We start from the raw sequence: 20,937 nt of genomic DNA on the forward strand, positions 1-20,937 counted from the left end.
ACGATCGGGCTCCATCGAGGGCAACGCTGCCTCGCTCACAACCGAGGCCCTGGTCTTGGGCCTGAGAGGCATAGAAGATAGCGCATGACCCGTGCCCGCGTCAGGTCTCCCAGGACCACGCCCTGATCATCCACCACCGGTATGGCGACGATGTCATGGTTGAGCATCTGGCGCAGGGCATGATCCAGGGGCTCGTCCATTCGCACTCCCGTCTCCCGGCTTCCCGGGTGGATCACATCGCTGGCGGTGGCCGCCTGCACCAGCTGGGCTAGCCGCACGATGCGCTCGGGCGGAAGGGAAGAACCATGGAGAGCCGTCCCCAGCTGGAGCCGGGCCCAATAGAGGAGATCAGTGCGGGTTATGGCCCCCAGGAATCGCCCCGTCTCATCGCATACGAATATGCCCCGGAGCGCTGGTTCCTCAGAGAACCGGCGCAACACGTCCTCCAGGTGCTCGTCTGGCCTCACGATCACTGAGCTCAGGTGGGACGGATCGAAGACATCACTTACCAGAACCGTCTGCCCAATCATCTCAATCTTTCCGCCTTGTGCAGCCCCCACGCCTGGCCCACCGGAACAGTGAAGAGAAGCCCGGTGTGATGGCGGGAGAAGTCACCCACCACTTCGTGGGTGGCCGCCACCACCCGCTGCACCGCCTCATCGTCCGGCAGAATGGTGAAGAGAGTGCGATGGTGGAGCTCCTGGCTGGAAAGGAGGTCCCGCAGTCCGGGCATTAGAGGCAGGTCATCCCGGAGCGCATTCTGTAGCCGGCCAGGCCCGGTGCTCTGCAGTACGGTGACTCCTGGGGCTCCTGCCTCCCGCCACGCCCTAAGAACCTCAGGGAACTGCTCCTCGTTATCCAGCACCAGTACCAGCATCTGCAGCATTTTCGTCCTCGCGCTTGAAGGTTGCCTCCCCGGCCCAGCAGCCCCCGGGGCCGTCAAGTGGAAACGCGCCGGCTGCTCGGCGATTCGGCACTGCTCAACCCCATGGAGGGAACCGCCTCGGTGGAAGAGCGCGGATAGAGAGCCCGGAGCATCACGGGCGTCAGCAGAGTGGTGGCCAACACCATGATGATCACGGCCGCGAATACGCTCTCCCCGATGAGCCCGGCGTTTAGCCCCACCGTGGCCACGATCAGGCCCACCTCGCCTCGGGAAGTCATGCCCACACCCAGCCGCAAGCACTCAGCAGCCGAGCACCCACCCAAGCGCGCCCCGGCGCCGCACCCCACCACCTTGGAGACCAGCGCCACCGCCACGATGGTCAGAGCGAAGGGCAAGCCGGCCCATCCCAGAGCCCGACCATCGGCCTCCAGGCCGATGCTGACGAAGAACACCGGCACCAGCCAGGAATAGGCCAGGGTGTGCATCCCTTCCTCGACTCGACGCCGAAGGGAAGTGTGCGCGAAGGCCAGTCCGGCCAGGAAGGCCCCTGTGATGGCGGCCATTCCCCCCAGGGCCTCGGCCGCCCAGGAGTACAGCAGAGCGGTCACGATCACCAAAGCCATTACGCCCTGGCTGATGGGCATCCTGTCAACCAGCGACGCCAACTGGGGGATCACGCGCCTGCTCACTCCCAGGGTCACACCCAGGAAGAGAAGCATCCTCAGGAGCACCAGGGCCACCGAGAGGGGGCCGCTGCCTCCGCCCAGCGTCAGGGCGGTGAACAAGGACAGAAACAGGATAACCAAGACATCATCGGCGATGGCGGCGCCCAGCAGCACCACCCCCACCCGGCTGCGCAGAACCCCGAGCTCCATCAGGGTCTGAGCCGAGATGCTCACGCTGGTGGCGGCCAGGATGAGCCCAACAAAGAGGCCTTGCTGGAGGCTGTAACCGAAGGGGAGGCTCACCGCCATCCCCAGCAGCACCGGCGCCAACACTCCCATCAACCCGGTGAGGAACGACGCCCGGCCGGACTCCAGCATCGCCTCGAAATCCACCTCCAGCCCGGCGATGAACATGAGGAAGAGCACGCCCAGGTGCGCCAGGTAGCCCAGGGTGTCCTCCAGATGGAAGCCGGCAAAGGCGGGCCAGGCAAGCAGGTTCAGTACCGTGGGACCGAGGATGAAGCCGGCCAGAAGCTCCCCCAACACAGCCGGCTGCCGAAGCCGAACTGCCAGATACCCGGCAGCCTTGGCCCCAGCCACCACCGCTGCCAGAGCCAGGAGAAACGGTAGCGAAGGTTCCATCGGGACTCGCTATCTGCGCGCGTAGAACGGCGGGTCAGCAGGCAGCCCAGCCTACCCCCAAACGGGCACCACGACCTCGGCGCGACGAAAGCGGACAGGCAGTCGCGACAGTGGGCTGCCGTGACTGGCTCGTCAGAACCCAGTCGCCCCATTGTACCCGCTTACCGTGCCAGGAGGCCAGCGAGGGAATCCAGTCACAGAGAGCAGATGAGCGATGCGAGGGGAAAGAGCAGCAGAACTGAGGCGACGCACCCGGACAAGGAGAGCGCGAGAAGCCCGTGAGCCACCCGATCCACCGTCGCCAGCCCCTCGGCTGCTCGTTCCCTTCATCCTCTGCGCTCTCTGCGGTGAGATCCCCCGCGGCCCCAGCCATCAGCTCCCGTCCGGTAGGGAGACGTCGGCGATCTTCCACAGCCCCTCGACCGGCACCAGATGCACCCGGATGCGATGCCCGGGGAAGCTGCTGGAGAGGAGGATGATAGCGGACTCCTCTCCCACCTCGGAGCGCTCCACCCGAAAGAACTCAGGCACATCTTGGGCCATCAGGAAGGGATCGAACCCACCGCGGTCGAAGGAGGCCAGGGCCCGCTCCACCTTGGCCACAAAGGCCGGCGTCAGGGCGGCGTTGGCCTTGTAGGCGCCGTCGGCCAAGGGGTTGCCCTCGTAGTGCAAGTACCAGTCGTAGAAGCCCATGACCACAGCTTCCGGGCTCCGGACCTGAGAGATGTCGGTGATCAGCCAGCGGCCCTCGCGTCTCAGCCCGACGCGCAGAACGTGGCCGGCGAAGCTGGTCTCCACCATGAGGTAGGCGCGATCACCCGAGACCGTAGCCGGGCCCGGGGTGAGAGTCTCGGGCAGATCCTGGGCCAAGAGGAAGGGGTCGTAGCCGGGCCCCCTCTCATCGGCCATCATCGCGTCTACCCGCTCCACCATCTCGGGCGCCAGGTGCTCGCTCACTCGATAGGCGCGGGTGGCGAGGACATTGCCAGGGTAGCTGAGGTACCACCGGTAGAAGGCCTCCACCACCTCCTCCGGAGTCTGGCTATCCTCCGCAGGGATGCCGAGCGCGGAGCGCGACGGCTCTACCGGCGAAACATTGCAGGCCACCACGGCCAGAGCTACGGCTACCGCGGCCAGCCCCACGATCACGATACCTCGGCCTCTGGTCCCACACCTGGGCCTGGTGGTCACTTCTGCCTCCCCAAAGCGGCCTGTCCGTCCCCCTCTGGCCGGCCTTCGTCCTGTATGTCCACACGATAGCAGCGATCGGCAACGCAATCACCGGCCACCGGGCCAGGGTCGAGGCCGTCCAGTCGGGCGGTCTTCATCCTAGCCGTTCGGGCAGGTGGCGGCAACGAAAGAGGGGCGGCGCCCCGCGGATAGCCTCCGGGGCGCCGCCCCAGCCTCGACTCAGCCGGCGCCGGCCCGCAGGGGGCGGTTACGAGAGAGACTGCAACCAGGCCAGGATGTGGGCCACGTCCTCGTCGCTGACCTGCTCCGGGGGGAAGGCAGGCATGTCGCTGGGCCCGGTGCGTACCTTCTCCAGCACCGTCTCAAAGGGCAGCCCGGTGCCGGCCAGAGTGGGACCTATGCCTCCTCCAGCCTGGGTGCCGTGGCAGCCACTGCAGTTCTGCCGAAAAACCACGACTCCGATCTCGGGATCCCCCACCGCCACAGCAGCAGGGGTCTCGCCCACCTCAGCCTCAGGGCTCGGGCTGGCCACAGCCTCCACAGTGGGAGTGGCCTCAACTTCCGCGGTCGGGCTGGCCTCTTCTACGGCAGTGGGACTGGGCTCGGCCAGTGCCGGAGTGGCGGTAGCCTCGGCGCCGGCGCCACAGCCAACCAGAGACGCGGCCAGGAGCAAGATCAGGGTGAATACAGCAAACTTCTTCATACAATAGTACCTCCATTGGAATCCGATCACAGAGCGGCAACGTTGCCCGGGTAGCATGAGGCTCAGCCACCACAACTAGTAGGATGTCAGTGCCCCATCTCTTTGTCAAGGCGCCTGACTACTATGGCCTGGCGCCCGAGGGGGGCAACCAAGGGGCGACGAACGGTCGGGCTTCTGGTAGGATGGGGAGGGAACTCCGGGTCCAGCGCGGGCGTCTTCCAGAGGAGAAGCGTCTGCAGGAGGCAGCGGTGCGGCTAAGACTGATGCTCCTGATGGTAGCGATGATGCTGTCGGTCGGCTGCGGGCCGGTGATGCCGGCGGTGGCGCCCACGGCGACTCCCACCGCGACCACGCCCCCCACTCCGAGCCCTACTGCGACCATGAGGGCCACTCCCACTCCTACTCCCCTACCTACCCCGCCGGTGGTGGTGGAGGGCCTCAGCCTGGCCCCGGCGCAGGCAGCGGAGCCGGTGCTGGCGGCGGTGTCGGACCTGGCCAGCAGGCTGGACCTGCCCCGGGAGTCGGCGGTCACGGTGGTGGAGGTGCAGAGCCAGGAATGGTCGGACACCAGCCTGGGGTGCCCGCAGCCCGGGATGGTATACGCCCAGGTGATCACGCCCGGCTACCGGCTGGTGCTGGAAGTGAAGGGCGAGAGGTACGAGTACCACACCGACCGGGGCGCCCATGTGGTGCTGTGCCAGAGCGAAGAGCCGACCTCGGGGAAAGGCGTGAGCCCCACGGTGAAGGACGGGTCGCCCAGTGAGCCGGTGGGGACAGCGGAGCCACAGCCCACGCCAGGAAGGACCAAGTAGCTCCGTGGATGAAGCCACAATGTGAATCCAGGGGCCGGCTCTCCGGCCGGCCCCTGTTAGCGCCCCAGAGGGAGCAGCTTACTTCTTGGAGGCGCTCCCCTTCTCGACCAGCACCAGGTATCCCGCATCGAAGGGACTCTCGGCCGGTCGGTTCGAGAAGACAACCGTAGCCAGGTCCTTGTTCAGGGCCAGGGTGCTCACCGAGCCGGTAACGTACTCGTAGGGGTTCACTAGCTGGTCTCCCGCCAGGTAGCCGTAGTCCAAATGGCTGAACTTGCCCCTGTTGTAGACCGGTACGACGTAGGCAGCCATCCAGTCGTTAGGGAAGAGGCCCGTGGTCCGCGTCCACCCGCCCAGGGTCCAGTTGTCAGCCCCCCCTTCGAACCCGTCGCTGAAGCCGTTGACGCTCACCTCGTCAATGAACCAACCGGCTCCGTTCACCGCCTCATCGGTGTAGTAGGAGAAGCGCACTAGGACGTCGCTCGCCGCGGGCAGCGCGAAGGTGGCCTCCACCCAGCCGCCGCTGCTGCCGGTGATAGCGGTGTCGGTGCTGGCCTGACCACCTACGAGCGAGTTGGCCCAGGCGGTGGAGCTGTTCGGGTTGTTGCTGGTGCGGGTGATGCTTCCCGGCAGTGGGTTCCAGGTGGTGCCGCCGTCGGTGGAGGCCTCCACGAACCCGTAGTCCCACTCCTCCTCTATGTCGTACCAGGTCCAGAACGTGAGGGTGCCGCCGACGGGAGTGTTGAGGCTGAGCATGCGGTCGGTGAGCATGTTGCCTCCGCCGCTGGCCACCTCGTAGTTGCCCGCATATGGGGCCACGCCAGAGCTGGCATCTCCCCGGAGGAGGACCTCCATGGCCGGCTCCATGCCTTTGTAGGTGCCGTACGCCGGCGCGTAAGGTGGTAGAGCCCCGATCGGATACTCCACCGTGCCGGAGATGTACCCGCCGTAGTAGCGGCTCACGGGCAGGTTGCCCTTGTGGGTGGCGCCGTAGATGTCCTCGATGGCGCGAGCGATGGACCAGGGGGTGTACGACGAACTGACGAAGGGATTGAGCGCGATGGTCTGATACCCCAGTGGGAAGCCACCCGCGCCGGCGAGGGATGGATCGTCCAGGTAGTTGGCCAGAATCCAGGAGTCATACAGGTCGTTGAAACCCGCATCCGTCTGAGCCTCGATCCCGGCGATGCCGTTGTCCTGCTGGTCCACCAGCCCCCGGGTCCAGTCAGGCTGCCATCCCCCATCGATCTGGGTGCCGAAGTTCTCCAACAAGTAGAGCTGGAAGAGGTAGCTGGCACCGTAGTCCTCCAGCCCGCCGCCCCAGTTAGTGAGGGAGGTGCGGTGGTAAGCCAGGTAGTAGACCACGTGGCTGTCGGGGTGGCCGAAGCCGTTGAGGTACTCCGCCAGGTCGGCCAGCCCCTCGTCCACCCAGGAGAGCTCATCCGGGTCATGATCGTTGTGGATGAGGTGCTCCAGCTCGTGCGCCACCGTGCCCTCATAGAGGAAGGGACGGGCGACGTCCGGCCCCAGTCGGTTCTCCCAGTCGAGGCTGTCTATGAAGATCATGTTCCGGTCGAAGGTCTCGTTGATGCTGGCCCAGAAGAAGCCCGCGATGTAGAAGGGGAAAGCGGAATCGTAGTAGTTTTCATCAACGATGTTGTAGATCATGACGTCAATGTTGTCATTCCCTGCCGGCCGCTGGATGTACTCGCCGAAGTAGTGGACATCCGTGTCCACGATGCTGTCCATCTGCCCCTGCAGGTACCCTAGCTGGTCGCAAGTGATGACGTCCTCGCGGTCGTACGCCGTGGTCAGGAAGTCCCAGGCCACCCAGAGCGTAGCCTTGCCCGTCGCACCTGCAGCCGTCTCCTTCCAGAACACCACGTCCTGACTGCCGGGGTGGGCCGGGTCGAAGCTGGGGATAGTGATGGTGATGGAGCTATTGTCCCCGAAGCACTGGGAAGCAGTGGTGGCGCTGCTGGTCACCACTGCGATGGCCTCCTCGGGGGCCAACTGCGGCGGCGCGGGGACGTGCTTCAGGCGATGGCTGATATCAACCGGGATGGGCAGGTTCAGTGCGTCCTGAGCTTCTCCAGGGTGCGCTTGGCCCAACCGGTCTAGCTGGTGGAAGAGGACGGGCAGGTTCAGTACGTTCTGAGCTCCTGCAGGCCCCTCCGCCACCGCCGGAACGGCAACCAATAGCACGGCAGCCAGAGACACAACTACGCACAGAGCAATGACAAACTTGCGGTTCATCCTTCCCTCCTTACAAGCGATGTGCGCCGCCAACTCGCCCGACCGTACGCTCGCGCACCCAGAGGCGCACCCCCTGAGCCCGCTCCAGTGATCGCCGCTGTCGTCCCTTTGCTGATGAGAACAGCGCCCGTCACGTAGGCCCCCTGCCCCGGCAAACACGGCCAGCGGTCGAGGCCGTCCCATGGCGAGACGCGTTGCGGGAGGAACACTGGCGGGGGAAGAGAACTCATGCCCGGCCGGCCCCAAACCTCGGTCGCGGCCTCGTGGTTGCGCACTGCCCGAGAGCCGAAACTTCGCATGGGTGGATCCATCATGGCAGTGACCTCGCGCAGGAGCACATCCGAGCAGAGCTCTTACAGGCGACCACTGACGGTCATCCTAAGCCGGCTGTCGCCCGGCGTCAAGGGCGATGGCGCGATGGGTTCGCGACCCTTGGGGGGTGACCGGAGGGCAGGCCAAAGCACGGGCCAAGCCGGGAGAGACTCGCAGCACCGGTCTCAGACCCGGCTATCGTCTCTCTCATCACCCATGCTTGGCCCGGCGTAGCCCACGTTCGCAGCCTCCTTCGGGCGGCTCCTCACACCCTGGCCGCGCGCACCTACCCCCTCGTCCCTGACTCCGGCTCCTCCTTCTTGTCCCAGGCCCTCCGGGCTCACGCGCAAAGCTTGACCGTGGCTGCCACCCCGGCTAGAGTATTCTGGGCCGCTCGGTCGCGCAGCTGAGGGTCCACGCAGAATCTTGCCGTGAGTTGGCGCATTTGAATCTGGAGGTTAGGATGAGAGCTGCTATTCGTAATTGTCTGATATCCTTCCTCGCGGTGGCCTTATCCCTGGTGCCATTTCCCCTGACGGGCGCGAGCGTCCCTTCGGTCGAGGCCCAGCCTCTGACTGTGTGGCGGGGTGAGTTCTTCGCCAACGCCACACTCACGGGCGCTCCCGTCCTCGTTCGCGATGACTCCCAGATCAACTTCGACTTCGGTCTGGGTTCACCGGCTCCCCAGGTGCCTGCCGATTTCTTCTCCGCCCGCTGGACCAGCACCCAGCTGTTTGGCGCCGCCGTTCACCGCTTCACCGTGCAGACGGACGATGGAGCCCGGCTCTGGATTGACGACCAGCTGGTGATAGACGCCTGGCGGGAGCAGTCGCCTACGGTCTACACCGCCGACCGCTTCATGACGCCCGGCCAGCATACCCTGCGGCTGGAGTACTTCGAGGCCACGGGCGGGGCGGTCATCAGGCTGGCGTGGCAGCTGCTGGAGCCGGCGCCCCCAGCTACCGGAGTCTGGCGGGGCGAGTACTTCGCTAACCGGGACCTGGCGGGAACCCCAGCGCTCGTCCGGGACGATGCCCAGATCAACTTCGACTTCGGCTTGGGGTCGCCTGCACCGCAGATACCCGCCGACTTCTTCTCCGTCCGCTGGACTAGCACCCAGACCTTCGACGCCGCCGTTTACCGCTTCACCGTGCAGACCGATGACGGAGCCCGGCTCTGGATTGACGACCAGCTGGTGATAGACGCCTGGCGCGAGCAGGCGGTCACCGTCTACACCGCCGACCGCTTCATGACGGCCGGTCAGCACAGCATGCGACTGGAGTACTTCGAGGCCACGGGCGGGGCGGTCATCAGGCTCAGCTGGCAACGCCTGGAGCCCGCTCCTGCGCCCACGGGGCCGTGGCGCGCCGAGTATTTCGCCAACCGGGACCTGGCGGGCCCTCCGGCGGTGGTGCGCGATGAGGCCCAGGTGAACCACGACTGGGGGCTGGGCTCGCCGGATCCACGCATCCCGGCCGACAACTTCTCCGCCCGCTGGACGGCGTCGCTGCAGCTGGCCGCCGGGCGCTACCGCTTCACCACCGAGACCGATGACGGCGTGCGGCTGTTCGTCAACAACGTGCTGGTGATAGACCAGTGGCGCGATCAAGCCCGCACCGCTCATTCGGCGGAGGTTGATCTGGCGGGCGGTCTCCATGCCGTGCGCATGGAGTACTTCGAGCATCTGGGAGCCGCCTTCGCTCGGTTGACCTGGGAACGGCTGGATGAGGAGAGATTGCCCGGAGGGGGCAACATCATCACCTGCACCACGCCGCCGGGAAGGACCTCCTGGATCAAGGTGTATCGCTTCTGCCTTGATCACTGGATAGACGTGAACCCCCACGGGTGGGGCCCGATCAGCGAGTCGGGGTTCCTCAAGATAGACGGGATGCCGGTGGACGTGGACAGGTACGGCCAGCAGGGCCATCCGTACTGGGTCGAGCTCTACGTTGACGGTTCCCTGGTGTGTTCGGTGGGCAACACCGATCGGGGCGAGCCCATGTTCCGAGTGCAGCCGGGAATGGACAACCAGACCCCGTGGGGCTGCCCCGCCCCCACGTCACCGGCGCAGTGCCCGGTGCCCGGTTTCAGCGGCTGACAGACTCCGCTCCACGGGTGACGCCTTCTCTCGCCCCCTATCCTCTCCGATGGTAGGGGGCGCTGTGCTTCACGCCGCGACTAGACTCTGCCCCCCAAGGCCACTCATGACCTCCTCCTGCAACGCATGGGGCACGCCGGCAGCCGCGATGGCGCTGCGGATGAAGCGGAGGTCGCACCCGTGGACTGCCATGAACTCCAGGATGGGCCGGTATCGGTCCGGGCGCTGACGACGCAGCTCGGTGATCAGCCGGAGCTCCAAGGCCACGGTGGGCACGGAGTAGGGCCCGCAGGGGAGCAGAGCGCAGCGCACCCAGGGGCCGAGCCCGAAGGTCTCGATGTACTCGAGGTCTGATGGCACCTCTACCGTACTGAACTCCATTCTGGCGCCGTTGACGTCGTAGGCGCAGTAGTACTGCCGGGAATGCTCCAGCCACGCGGGGGCCGCCGCACACGGGTAGGAGGATAGGGCAGCCGAGAAGGCGTCCACCGCAGCCCGCTCCCTGACCAGTATGTCCACGTCGGCTGTCGGCAGAGGCACCCCGTGCAGCAGCGCCGCCGCCGTACCCACCAGACGCCAATCGAAGCGGGAGCACGCGGGGAGGGCAAGGTCGAGTACTGCCACGAGAGTGCGCTCGAGCCGCTTGCGGTCGAGTGGTGGTACGCGCTGGGACATATCTCCCTCCTGTAGGTGCGCGGGCCAGTGCCGTCAGGCTGGCGTGCGGAATCCCTCCATTCCGCCCCAATTGTACTGCGGTCGGCTGCAGGGCCCACGGCCCCTACCGCGTCACCCGCAGCCGACCGTCGCGCAACTCCCACACCTGGGTCGCTACCCGTCGCACGAAGGCCCGGTCGTGCACCACGGCCAGCACCGTCCCCTCGAACTGCAGCAAGGCCTCCTCGAATCGCTCTCGGCCGGTGATGTCCAGGTGGTTGATGGGCTCGTCCAGCAGGAGCAGGTTGCACCCTTGAGCCACCAGCAGCGCTAGCATCAACCGGGTCCGCTCTCCGAAGCTCAGGCTGACGACCGGGATGAAGGCTTCATCGCCGGCGAAGAGGAACCAATGGAGGAAGGAGCGCACGCGCGTCTGATCTGCCCAGCCAGAGGCCTTGCTGACAACATCGAACGGGGTGATATCGGCATCCAGGATCTCCTGCTCCTGGGCCAAGTACCCCACTCGAACTCCCGCCCCCACCCTGATGGTACCCGAGTCCGGCTGCAACTCCCCCGTCACCAGCCGCAGCAGCGAAGTCTTCCCGGATCCATTGGGGCCCAGGAGCACCGCCCGCTGGCCATGGGTGAGGGTGGCGCTGATCCCACGCAGAAGGTGGAGCGGCCCGAAGGAAAGGGACACGTCCTCCAGCCTCAGCACTTCCCGAGCACCGCTTCCGTCAGAGGCCAGATCCAGCTTGAGGCCCCACTGCTGCTGGGGCTTCTCCACCTTGTCCTCGGTGAGCAGCCGCTCGATGCGCCTCTCCAGCACTTTGGCCCGGGCCATGGTGCCCGACGTTTGGTCGGAGAAGTAGCCCCGAGCGAACTTATCTCCATCGTTGGCCTTGCCTCCCCGGCGCATGACCGCCTGGCCCCGCACCCGCCGGACTGCAGCCCGGAGCCGGGTAATCTCCTCCTGCTGCGCCTGGTACGCCTGCCACTGCTGGGCTATCTCCCGTTCCCGAGCCCGGGCGTACTCGGAGTAGCCCCCCGGGTAGGACGTCAGGGTGTGATCGGCGGGGTCCAGCGCCAGGGTCCGGGTGGTGGTGGCGTCCAGGAAGGTGCGGTCGTGGGAGACGATCAGTGCTGCTCCCTCGTAGCTCTGAAGCCACCGCTCCAGCCAATCCAGCGCATCCACGTCCAGGTGGTTAGTGGGCTCATCCAGGAGGAGGAGGGATGGCCGGGTGGCGAGCAGGCCCGCCAGCCCCAGCCGGGTCTTCTGCCCTCCGCTCAGTCGGGCCACCGGTAGCTCAGGAGGTAGCCCGGCGAGATCCAGCCCCGCCAGGGCGGCCTCCAGCCGGGTCTGAAGTTCGTATCCGCCGGCAGCCTCGAAGCGCTCCTGCGCCCGGGCATATTCCTCGGTCAAGCGCAGGGCAGTCTCCGGGTCCGGGGCCCAGGCCATCTCCTCGGCCAGACGGGCCATGCGGTCCGCCGCCAGACCGTGGGCCCCGGTGGCCCGTCTCAAGGCGCGGGCGATGGTGTCGTCCGGGTCGAAGTCCAGGGCCTGGCGCAGGTAGCCGAACGCCAGGGGAGGCGGGTTCAGGCGGATGCTGCCCTCGTCGGGGCGCTCCAGCCCGGCGATGAGGCGCAGCAAGGTGGTCTTGCCCGATCCGTTGGGTCCCACCAACCCGGCATGCTCGCCCGGCCCGAGGCTGAACGAGACTCGGGCGAGCACAGTCTGAGCGCCGTAGCTCTTCGAGACTCCCGATACCTGTAGCATGTGCTCCTCCACAGCAGCCCGCCCTTACCAACGACAAGAGCCGCGGGGTCAGCCGCGGCTCGACGGCGCTGAGCAGGAGGCACGCTCGGTGCTTAACAGGTAGAGCCGCGGCGACGGTGCGCCCCACGGCTCAGGCGGCGGGCAAAGCAGGGATAGTGAGTCGGGGAACGCACTCAGCTTACGCGCGCTGCTCTGCCGGCCACAGGTACCTCCATAGGTTGGTGGGCACATTGTAGGTGGAAGGGGGAGCCGAGGCAAGGACGGCGGACGGGGAGAGGGCGAGACGGGGAGAGGGGAAGACACGGAGACGCGGAGAGGGGGAAGGGAGGAGGGTCGGGGCGGCGCTGCGTGGTCGCCGGAAGGGAGCGGACCGGGGTATCATATGGGGGCGGGCCCGGCCGTGCGCCGGCGCTCCAGTCCTGAGGGAGGCAAGCATGTCTGTCACCGCGCCCGTGAAGGTGGGTCTTGTCGGCTCCGGCACCATATCCGCCATTTACCTCAAGAACTGCGCCCGCCACCCGATCCTGGAGGTGGTGTCCTGTTCTGACTTGCTGCCCGAGCGGGCTGCTGCGCGCGGCCAGGAGTACGGCGTGCGGGCCTGCAGCGTGGCCGAGGCCCTGGCCAACCCGGAAATCGAGGTCATCCTCAACCTGACCGTCCCCAAGGCCCACGCAGAGGTAGCCCTGGCGGCGCTGGAGGCGGGCAAGTCGGTCTACAGCGAGAAGCCCTTGGCCGTGACGCGGGATGAGGGCCGGCGCATCCTGGGCCTGGCCCGGGAGAAGGGACTGCTAGTGGGGTGCGCCCCCGATACCTTCCTGGGCGGCGGCATCCAGACCTGTCGCAAGCTCATAGACGACGGCTGGATCGGCGAGCCGGTGGCCGCCACGGCCTTCATGATGAGCCACGGACATGAGACCTGGCACCCCGACCCCGAGTTCTACTACAAGCCCGGCGGCGGCCCCATGTTCGACATGGGGCCCTACTACCTCACCGCCTTGGTCAACCTCATCGGCTCCGTTCGCCGGGTCACAGGCAGTGCCCGCATCACCTTCCCCCAGCGGACGGTCACCAGCGAACCCAGGTTTGGCTACGTCATAGACGTAGAGGTGCCCACTCACGTGGCCGGGGTGATGGACTTCGCCAATGGGGCCGTGGGCACCATCATCACCACCTTTGACGTGTGGGCCGCCGACCTGCCTCGCATCGAGATCTATGGTACCGAGGGCTCCCTGCAGGTCCCAGACCCCAACACCTTCGGGGGGCCGGTGCGGGTGCGGCGGGCTGGCGCCAAGGAGTGGAGCGACATGCCGCTCACGCACGGCTACAGCGAGAACGCCCGCGGGCTGGGCTTGGCGGATATGGCTTATGCTCTACGGGCTGGGCGCCGCCACCGCGCCTCTGGGGAGCTGGCCTATCACGTGCTCGACGTCATGCAGGCCTTCCACGATGCATCTGCGCAAGGTCAGCACGTGGCCCTGGAGAGCGCAGCGGACAGGCCGGAGCCCTTGCCGCTGGGTCTGCAGGACTACGTTAGCCGCTGGTGAGGGGAAATGACGAACTCACTCGCGGGCCAGGATCTTCCGCCAGTGCAGGTCGAGGTGCGGCCCGCCGAAGAGCTCACCGAGGCAGAACAGCGCGCGGTGGAGGAACTGGGCGGAGGGGACCTGAATGTCCACCCGCTTCTGGCCCAACTGGAGTGGGCCCCGGCGCACTGGCGTGTGCTCGTGCGCGCCGGCGGGAAGGTAGTCTCTGGGCTCAAGCTGGTGGAGCGAGAGGTCTGGGTGGGCCAGAGGCGGGTTCCGGTAGTGGGAGTGGGCGACGTCGCCACCCTCCCGGCCTGGCGGCACCGCGGGCTGGCGAGCTTGGCCCTGGCTCGAGCGGGCGAGTTCATCTGCCATCAGTCATCGGCCCGGTTCGGACTGCTCTTCTGCGCCGGGAACCTGCTCGGCTTCTATCAGCGCCTGGGCTGGAGACGGGTAGCAGGACCGACCTTCGTCCAGGCGCCCTGGGGAAAAGTGCGTTTCCCGGAGGAGACCATGATCCTGGAGTGCGGTTCCGAGGAATGGCCCCCTGGAGAGATAGATCTGGAGGGGCTGCCCTGGTAGGAAGGAGCGATGGTGCGTTCGGTTGCTTACGGAGCACCCCGCTGCTACAATCCCTGTCGTGGTTGCGGGCGCGCTGCCCGGTGCGCCATCGTAGGACGTGCGCGGGCGTGTCCCATCTCTGCCTCAGGCTTCCCCCCTACGCCCGGCTTCCATACGAAGGCGATGAATGCAGATGACTGATCCTGCCCTGACCCGACCGGACCTCGATCCTCGCGCGGGCGAGTTGCAGCCGGCCGCTCTGTATGGTCCTCGGATGCGCTTCGAGGATTACCTTCAGTTCCTGTCCGAAGCGCCACTGGATCACGTTGCCGGGCTTCTGCATGAGCGCGCTCTGGCTGCCCACACCGGCAATCTCAGCTTCTACGACGACACCCGGGGCTCCTACCGGGGCTACGTGGATCTGAGCGGGCAGGAGCCTGTCTACTATTCCCTCAATCTGTCTCCCCTGGTCATACTGCCCGCCATGTTGGCGGCCTTCCTGCACGGCATAGACGTGGACCTGGAGAAGTACGTGGAGCGGCCTCTGCAGTGGCTCCACGACAATCGGTACGGCGAGATCGCACCCCACGTCTTCGGTGTGCTGGAGGAGGCTCCGGGCAAGGAATCCCAGATCTGGCTCAAGTACAGCGCCGAGAAGGCCGCCATCGAGGCCGACTACGCCCAGATCCTGCGCCAGTTCGGCAACAAGACCTTGGCTGAGCAACACATCGAGCGGGCCATCGGCAACGCCCAGTTCGTCATGGCCGCAGCCGATAACGACTACTCACCCAAGTTCGACCTAGTCACCGGGCAATGGATCCCCTCAGGCTGGCACGCCAAGGGCCGGAGCGTAGAGGCCCTGGCCAGGCTGTGGAAGATCACCGGCGATCGGCGCTTCCGGGACTACGCCTTGCTCTTCGGAGAGCGGCTCATCACCCTCTGGGATGCCAGGCGCGGGCCCTTCTTCCGCGACGAGGAGGGCCATCTCTGTTTCGACTCCGACCTGGCCGGCCCGCCCCTCCGAGCCCTGCTCATCTGCTACCGCCTTTCAGTGGCTCAGGGCCTGCCGGACAAAGCCCGGCGGTTTCTGCGCTACGCCATCCGCTTCGCCAAGTGGCTGGAGGCCCGGCAGGAACGCAACGGAGCCTACCCTCTGCGCATCTTCAAGGAGAGGCACCTTAACCTCCACCGCGACTCGCAGGAGGAGCTCCGCTGGGTGCTCAGCCATCGCCGCGAGCCCGGCAGCGCTCTGCACCTCAACGGGGTCACCTCACCTGGCGACGTGGCCAACATCACCCTGGGGCTGATCGAGCTGATGGAGTGCACCGGCCGCCGTACCTACCTGGAAAGCATCATGCTGGGGACGGCCTATTGCCTGTACGTGCAGAACATGGATCCGACCAGCGTTGCCTACGGGCTCCCGCCCTCCTGGCGACACATAGAGGACATGGAAGACCCTTGGCAGTCCCTCGATGACACCTACTCGGGCGACCAGGGCGGCCTGCTCGAGCGGCTATTCCTCCTGCTGGAAGAGTCCATGTCCGACCGGCCCGAGCTCTACCGCTAGCATCGTCAACCTCCGGTCAGCCTGAGAGAGGAACATGAACCCCCACGAACGCGCCTGGACTCTGTGTCAAAGCCGTTTCGAGCCCGACCGGCTTCACTACTACGAGAGCATCATGACCGTGGGCAACGGCTACCTGGGCAGCCGGGCCAGCTTCGAAGAGGGTCATCCCGCCGAACTTCCCGGCACCCTGGTGCACGGCATCTTCAACCATCACCCCCAAGATCAAGTGCCCGATCTGGCCAACCTGCCCTGCTGGTTCGCCCTTCGGCTAGAAGTGGATGGCGAGCCTTTCCGGCTGGACCTGGGACACCTACGGGGCTTCGAGCGTCGGCTGAGCCTGCGCGATGGAGTGCTACGGCGCGAGGTGCTTTGGCAGAGCTCCGGCGGCAAGGTCATCCGCCTGGCCTTCGAGCGCTTCGCCAGCATGGCCGACCGACATGTGCTGGCCCAGAGGGTGAGCGTGACCGCCCTCACCCCCGTGGACAGCCTGACCTGCGTGGCGTACCTGGATGAGAGCCGAGCCCGAAACGTGGCCAATACCGCCTCCGGCCCCGTGTCCGTGTCCCACTGGGAGGCCACGGAGACCGGGGCCATAGACCGCTGGGGGGCTTGGTGGCAGGGCCGGACTAACCGCAGCGGTCACCAGGTGCGCTTCGCCCAGCGTCTGGAGATAGACCGGCCGGCAACCGACCTGGAGTCACACCTATCGCCGCCCGAGCCGGGCAACGGCTTCTCCGGCCTGGCACTATCCACGGGGGATACGGTCACCATCACCAAGATTGTGGCCGTGGGCACAAGTCGCGACGCCGACGACCTGCAGAGCTTGGTGCACGGACGCCTGCAGGCCGCCGCGGCCAAGGGCTACGACCGACTCCTGGAGGAGCACCGCCAGGCGTGGACGCACCTGTGGGAGGAAGCCGACATACGGCTAGAAGGGGACGACTACGCCCAGTTGGCCCTGCGCTTCGCTACCTACCATCTGCTGATCGCCGCTCCCTTTCAGGACGAGCGGGTCAGCATAGGGGCCCGGACGCTCAGCGGCCCCTGTTACAAGGGCCACGTCTTCTGGGACACCGAGATCTTCATGCTTCCGCCGCTCACACTGTGGCGCCCCGACGTAGCCCGCAACCTTCTCCTGTATCGCTACCATACCTTGCCCGGAGCCCGCGAGAAGGCGAAGGAAGCGGGCTACGAAGGAGCTATGTTCGCATGGGAGAGCACCGACACCGGGCTGGAGACCACTCCCCGGTGGACGTTGCCCGACCGCCAGGGGCGACGCATCCGCATCTGGACGGGCGACAACGAGCAGCACATCTCGGCCGACGTGGCCTACGGGGTATGGCAGTATTGGCAGTGGACGGGCGATGACCACTTCATGCGTGACTTCGGGGCCGAGATCATCCTGGACACGGCCGTCTTCTGGGGCAGCCGGGTGGAATGGAACCATGAGGACGGATGCTTCGAGCTCACCGGCCAGATTGGCCCGGATGAGTACCACGAGAACGTGGACAATCCCGTCTTCACCAATCGCATGGTAGTATGGCACCTGGAGCACGCCCTGAAGTTGGTGGAGTGGCTGCGGGCCGAGGCACCCTCTCAGGCCAGGGAGCTGGGGTCGCGCTTGGGGCTAGATCGGCGGCGATTGTCCCACTGGCGCGAGATCGTCCAGAAGATGCGAATCCCCTTCGACGCGGAGCGTGGGGTGCTCGAGCAGTTCCCCGGGTTCTTCGAGTTGGCGCCTGTGCCTGTCGAGCTCTTCCGCCCGCGCACCGCCTGCATGGATGCCATCATCGGCCATGGGGGCGTCAACGCCTCGCAGGTGCTCAAGCAGGCAGACGTGGTGATGCTTATCGCGCTTCTCGGCGAGCGCCTGGGGGACCGAGAGGCCCTGCGGCGCAACTGGGACACCTACGTCCCCCGCACCGCCCACGACTCTTCCCTCAGCCCCGCAGTGCACGCCTGGGTGGCGGCTCGGTTGGACCTGCCGGAGGAAGCCTACCGCTTCTGGCTCCAGGCCGCCGGCATAGACCTGGAAGACAGCATGGGCAATGCCGGCCTGGGAGTGCACGCCGCAACTTGCGGCGGTCTCATCCAGGCCGTGATCTTTGGTTTCGCCGGGCTTCACCTCGACCAACAGGGCGGCTGGGGGCTCGATCCCTGCTTGCCCGAGTGGTGGCAGTCGCTGGAGTTCACCTTCCACCATCGGGGCCGCCGTCAGCGCGTCCGCCTAGCCAACCCGGCCTCAGCGTAAGTGACCCTCAGCACGCGGGGCAGAAGCGCGGGCTGAAGCCGCGTCCCAGGTGCGGCTGAGCCCGCCCTCGGGCGATGCCGGCCAAGCCCAGAAGGGGTCCGGCCCCTTCGAGCCGGGGGCTTCCGTGAAGGGGCCGGTCTAGGCGTTGGCCACACGCTATCGACAGAGGCGTCGGAGCGTCTGCGGGGGCTAGCTGGCCGGGGCCAGCTCCTTGTGCACCCTATCGATCCAGTCGCTGATCTCGATGTGCTGGGGGCAGAGGCTCTCGCACTGGCGGCATTGCACGCAGAGGCTGCCCCACTGATCGGCCGGCAGGTTGGCGTAGCGTTCGCGAGCCTGTTCCATCTCCTCGTAGACCATGCCCTCGTTGTAGATGGCGAACAGCCGCGGGATGTTGACGCCCTCGGGGCAAGGCATGCAGTACTCGCAGCCGGTGCAGGGTATGGGATGCAGCTCGGCGTACTTCTCCTGCACCCGCTTGATCAGCTCCCTCTCCTCTTGGCTCAGAGACCCTACGCCGGAGCGCTCGGCGCTGGCCACGTTTTCCTGTACCTGCTGCATGGTGCTCATACCGCTCAGCACCACGGAGACCTCCGGCTTGTCCCACAGCCATTGGAGCGCCCACTCCACCGGAGTGCGGTCCAAACCGGCGCTATCGTACAGAGCCTGGACGCTTCGCGGAGGCCGAGCCAACCTCCCGCCCAGCAAGGGTTCCATGATCACCACCGCCAGCCCCTTGGAGGCGGCGTACTGCAGACCCCGCGTCCCCGCCTGCACGTCCTCATTGAGGATGTTGTACTGGATCTGGCAGAAGGCCCAATCGAAAGCGTCCACGATCTCCTTGAACACCTCGAAGCTGTCGTGAAAGGAGAAGCCAAGGTGCCCCACGCGCCCATCGGCGACGGCGCCCTGGGCCCACTTGAGGACGCCGAGGTCCCGCAGCTTGACCCATGAGTCCTTGCTGAGCGAGTGCATCAGGTAGAAGTCTATCCTGTCCGACTGCGTCTTCTGCAGCTGGTCGTTGAGGATGCGGTCGAAGTCGGAGGCGCTGGTCACGTTCCAGGGCGGCAGTTTGGTGGCGAGTTTCACTTTCTCGCGGTAGCCGTCCTGGAGCGCCTTTCCCACCAGACGCTCGCTATTGCCGCCGTGATAGCCGTAGGCGGTGTCCACGTAGTTGACGCCGTGATCGAGGGCGTAACGGATCATCCGGATGGCCTCCGGCTCGTCAATGCTGGCGTACTCGCCCGTGGTGGGTAGGCGCATGCAGCCGAACCCGAGCGCCGACACCTGGAAATCCAGCTTCCCGAACTTACGGTATTGCACTGTCCTTCCTCTCCTATGTGTTGTTGCGTGTTCTTCCGTCGCTAGAGGCAGGCCACCATGCCTGCCCAGGGCGGAGACGGTGGTCCGCCCCTACGAGTATGGCTCTCCCTGGCCCAGAACCGCCTCCACCTTCGGCAGCCACTGGCTGATCTCGATGTTCTGAGGGCAGAGGTCCTCGCACTGGCGGCACTGAGCACACAGGCTGGCTCGTTCCTCCTCGGCCATGCGAGCGTAGTTGCGCCGCGCCTCATCGGCCTGGTTGTACATGTAGCCCTCGTTGTAGATGCGGAAGTTGCGGGGGATATTCACCCCCTGCGGGCAGGGCATGCAGTACTCGCAGCCGGTACACGGCACCTGAGTCAGGCCCTGATACGCCTCGCGAGCTCGCGCGACCACCTCCCGCTCCTCGTCAGTCAAATGCCGGACGCCAGAGCGGCTGGCGCTCTCTACGTTCTCCCGCACCTGCTGCATGGTGCTCATGCCACTCAGAACCACCGATATCTCCGGCTGATCCCACAGCCACTGCAGGGCCCACTCGACAGGCGTGCGGTCAGCGCCCGCAGCGTCCCACACCTCTCTCACCGCTTTAGGCGGGTTCACCAGCCTGCCGCCCAGCAAGGGCTCCATCACCACCACCGCCAGGCCTTTGGAGGCGGCATATCTGACCCCTTCCGTACCTGCCTGGCGGTTGACGTCCATGAAGTTGTACTGCACCTGGCACATGGCCCAGTTGTCGTAGGCATCCACGATCTGCCTGAGGACTTCCGTGCTGTCGTGGAACGAGAACCCCAGGCAGCCGATGCGCCCGTCGGCCATGGCCCCATCGGCCCATCCCAACACGTCCAGTTGCCGGAGCTGCTCCCACCGCGAGGCACGGAGGCCGTGGAGCAGGTAGACGTCGATGTGCTCCGTCTGGAGCTTGGATAGCTGCTCGTTGAGGAGGCGGTCGAAGTCAGCGGCCGTCTCCACGAGAGGCGGGGGTAGCTTGGTAGCCAGCTTCACCTTCTCGCGATAGCCCCCTCGGAGGGCTTTCGCCAAAAGGCGCTCGCTGTTGCCACCGTGATAGCCATAGGCGGTGTCCACGTAGTTGACGCCGTGGTCAATGGCGTAGTGGAGCATGCGTATGGCCTCGGGCTCGTCTATGTTGGCGTACTCGCCCGTGGTCGGCAGGCGCATGCATCCGAAGCCCAACGCCGATACCTTCCAACCCATCCTGCCGAAGTTGCGGTATTGCACGATCAGTCTCTCCTTGCTCGATTCGCGGTCAGGTTCGATGACAAGATGCCCTCAGTAACCCAGCTCCTTATCCACCACATTGCGCAGTGGCTCGCCCGAGAGGTAGCGCCGCAAGTTGTCGAGGAAGATGGCCATGGCCCGTTCGTTGTACTTCGGGGTGCCGCCGGAGTTGTGAGGGGTGATGATCACGTTCTCCATGTCCCACAGAGGCGAGTCCGCCGGGAGGGGCTCGGGGTCGGTCACGTCCAAGCCTGCTCCACCGATCCAGCCTTCCCGCAGCGCCCGGATAAGAGCCTCCTGCTGGATAGTGCCCCCTCGGCCGGTGTTGATGATGATGGCCGAGTTCTTCATGGCCCTCAGCTCGCGTTCGCCGATCATGCCCCTCGTCTCGTGCGTGAGAGGCAAGGTCAGCACCACAAAATCGCCCTGGGGCAGAAGGGTCAGCAGTTCTCCCGGCCCGTACATGGCCTCCACCCCCTT

The 20,937-nt window shown here is 66.1% G+C and carries 16 protein-coding genes and 1 pseudogene; 6 read left to right on the top strand and 11 right to left on the bottom strand.

The genetic code is table 11. The features are described 5' to 3' along the window. Positions 1-35: 35 nt before the first annotated feature. The 5 genes from HPY83_17640 to HPY83_17660 form a co-directional block, all read right to left on the bottom strand. Positions 36-530 (bottom strand): CBS domain-containing protein, encoded by a 495-nt coding sequence (locus HPY83_17640; protein NPV09769.1) that lies wholly within the window; start codon positions 528-530, stop codon positions 36-38. After that, positions 527-886, bottom strand: a complete 360-nt coding sequence (locus tag HPY83_17645; GenBank protein NPV09770.1) for a hypothetical protein — start codon at positions 884-886, stop codon at positions 527-529. Before HPY83_17645 ends, HPY83_17640 begins: the two co-directional genes overlap by 4 nt. A 53-nt stretch (positions 887-939) precedes the next feature. After that, positions 940-2,193: a cation:proton antiporter gene (locus tag HPY83_17650; protein NPV09771.1), complete on the bottom strand. Its 1,254-nt coding sequence runs from the start codon at positions 2,191-2,193 to the stop codon at positions 940-942. A gap of 372 nt (positions 2,194-2,565) precedes the next feature. Continuing rightward, positions 2,566-3,384, bottom strand: a complete 819-nt coding sequence (locus tag HPY83_17655) for a DUF3828 domain-containing protein (protein ID NPV09772.1) — start codon at positions 3,382-3,384, stop codon at positions 2,566-2,568. Between the two features lie 247 nt (positions 3,385-3,631). Beyond that, positions 3,632-4,087, bottom strand: a complete 456-nt coding sequence (locus HPY83_17660) for a c-type cytochrome (protein NPV09773.1) — start codon at positions 4,085-4,087, stop codon at positions 3,632-3,634. Between the two features lie 326 nt (positions 4,088-4,413). Between HPY83_17660 and HPY83_17665 the strand changes: the two are divergent. Then, positions 4,414-4,506, top strand: a pseudogene (locus HPY83_17665) (energy transducer TonB). Positions 4,507-4,977: 471 nt separating this feature from the next. Here HPY83_17665 and HPY83_17670 read toward each other — a convergent pair. Next, the gene (locus HPY83_17670; GenBank protein NPV09774.1) at positions 4,978-7,155 is read right to left on the bottom strand and encodes a hypothetical protein; all 2,178 of its coding nucleotides are present in this window, start codon (positions 7,153-7,155) and stop codon (positions 4,978-4,980) included. Between the two features lie 775 nt (positions 7,156-7,930). Between HPY83_17670 and HPY83_17675 the strand changes: the two genes are divergently transcribed. Further along, positions 7,931-9,565: a hypothetical protein gene (locus tag HPY83_17675; protein ID NPV09775.1), complete on the top strand. Its 1,635-nt coding sequence runs from the start codon at positions 7,931-7,933 to the stop codon at positions 9,563-9,565. A 69-nt stretch (positions 9,566-9,634) separates the two neighbouring features. Here HPY83_17675 and HPY83_17680 read toward each other — a convergent pair whose 3' ends face one another. Both HPY83_17680 and HPY83_17685 read right to left on the bottom strand, forming a co-directional pair. Continuing rightward, a complete protein-coding gene (locus tag HPY83_17680) occupies positions 9,635-10,240 on the bottom strand; it encodes a hypothetical protein (protein ID NPV09776.1) in 606 nt (201 codons plus the stop codon). Between the two features lie 103 nt (positions 10,241-10,343). Continuing rightward, the gene (locus HPY83_17685; GenBank protein NPV09777.1) at positions 10,344-11,996 is read right to left on the bottom strand and encodes an ABC-F family ATP-binding cassette domain-containing protein; all 1,653 of its coding nucleotides are present in this window, start codon (positions 11,994-11,996) and stop codon (positions 10,344-10,346) included. A gap of 434 nt (positions 11,997-12,430) precedes the next feature. Here HPY83_17685 and HPY83_17690 point away from each other — a divergent pair, with 434 nt between their 5' ends. From HPY83_17690 to HPY83_17705, 4 genes are all read left to right on the top strand, one after another. Further along, the gene (locus HPY83_17690) at positions 12,431-13,540 is read left to right on the top strand and encodes a Gfo/Idh/MocA family oxidoreductase (protein NPV09778.1); all 1,110 of its coding nucleotides are present in this window, start codon (positions 12,431-12,433) and stop codon (positions 13,538-13,540) included. Positions 13,541-13,546: 6 nt separating this feature from the next. Next, positions 13,547-14,101 carry a GNAT family N-acetyltransferase gene (locus HPY83_17695; GenBank protein ID NPV09779.1) on the top strand — a complete coding sequence of 185 codons (555 nt, stop codon included), beginning with the start codon at positions 13,547-13,549 and terminating at the stop codon, positions 14,099-14,101. Positions 14,102-14,267: 166 nt separating this feature from the next. Continuing rightward, positions 14,268-15,647, top strand: a complete 1,380-nt coding sequence (locus HPY83_17700; GenBank protein ID NPV09780.1) for a hypothetical protein — start codon at positions 14,268-14,270, stop codon at positions 15,645-15,647. Positions 15,648-15,681: 34 nt separating this feature from the next. Continuing rightward, entirely contained in the window at positions 15,682-17,898 is a 2,217-nt protein-coding gene (locus HPY83_17705) for a glycoside hydrolase family 65 protein (protein ID NPV09781.1), read from the top strand. Between the two features lie 189 nt (positions 17,899-18,087). Here the strand turns inward: HPY83_17705 and HPY83_17710 are convergent, their stop codons facing one another. From HPY83_17710 to HPY83_17720, 3 genes are all read right to left on the bottom strand, one after another. Beyond that, the gene (locus HPY83_17710; protein ID NPV09782.1) at positions 18,088-19,221 is read right to left on the bottom strand and encodes an aldo/keto reductase; all 1,134 of its coding nucleotides are present in this window, start codon (positions 19,219-19,221) and stop codon (positions 18,088-18,090) included. Between the two features lie 90 nt (positions 19,222-19,311). Then, positions 19,312-20,457 carry an aldo/keto reductase gene (locus tag HPY83_17715; GenBank protein ID NPV09783.1) on the bottom strand — a complete coding sequence of 382 codons (1,146 nt, stop codon included), beginning with the start codon at positions 20,455-20,457 and terminating at the stop codon, positions 19,312-19,314. Between the two features lie 51 nt (positions 20,458-20,508). Continuing rightward, entirely contained in the window at positions 20,509-20,922 is a 414-nt protein-coding gene (locus tag HPY83_17720) for a hypothetical protein (GenBank protein ID NPV09784.1), read from the bottom strand. Positions 20,923-20,937 lie beyond the last annotated feature (15 nt).

Source organism: Anaerolineae bacterium, from assembly GCA_013178015.1.
Lineage (GTDB): Bacteria > Chloroflexota > Anaerolineae > DRVO01 > DRVO01 > Ch71.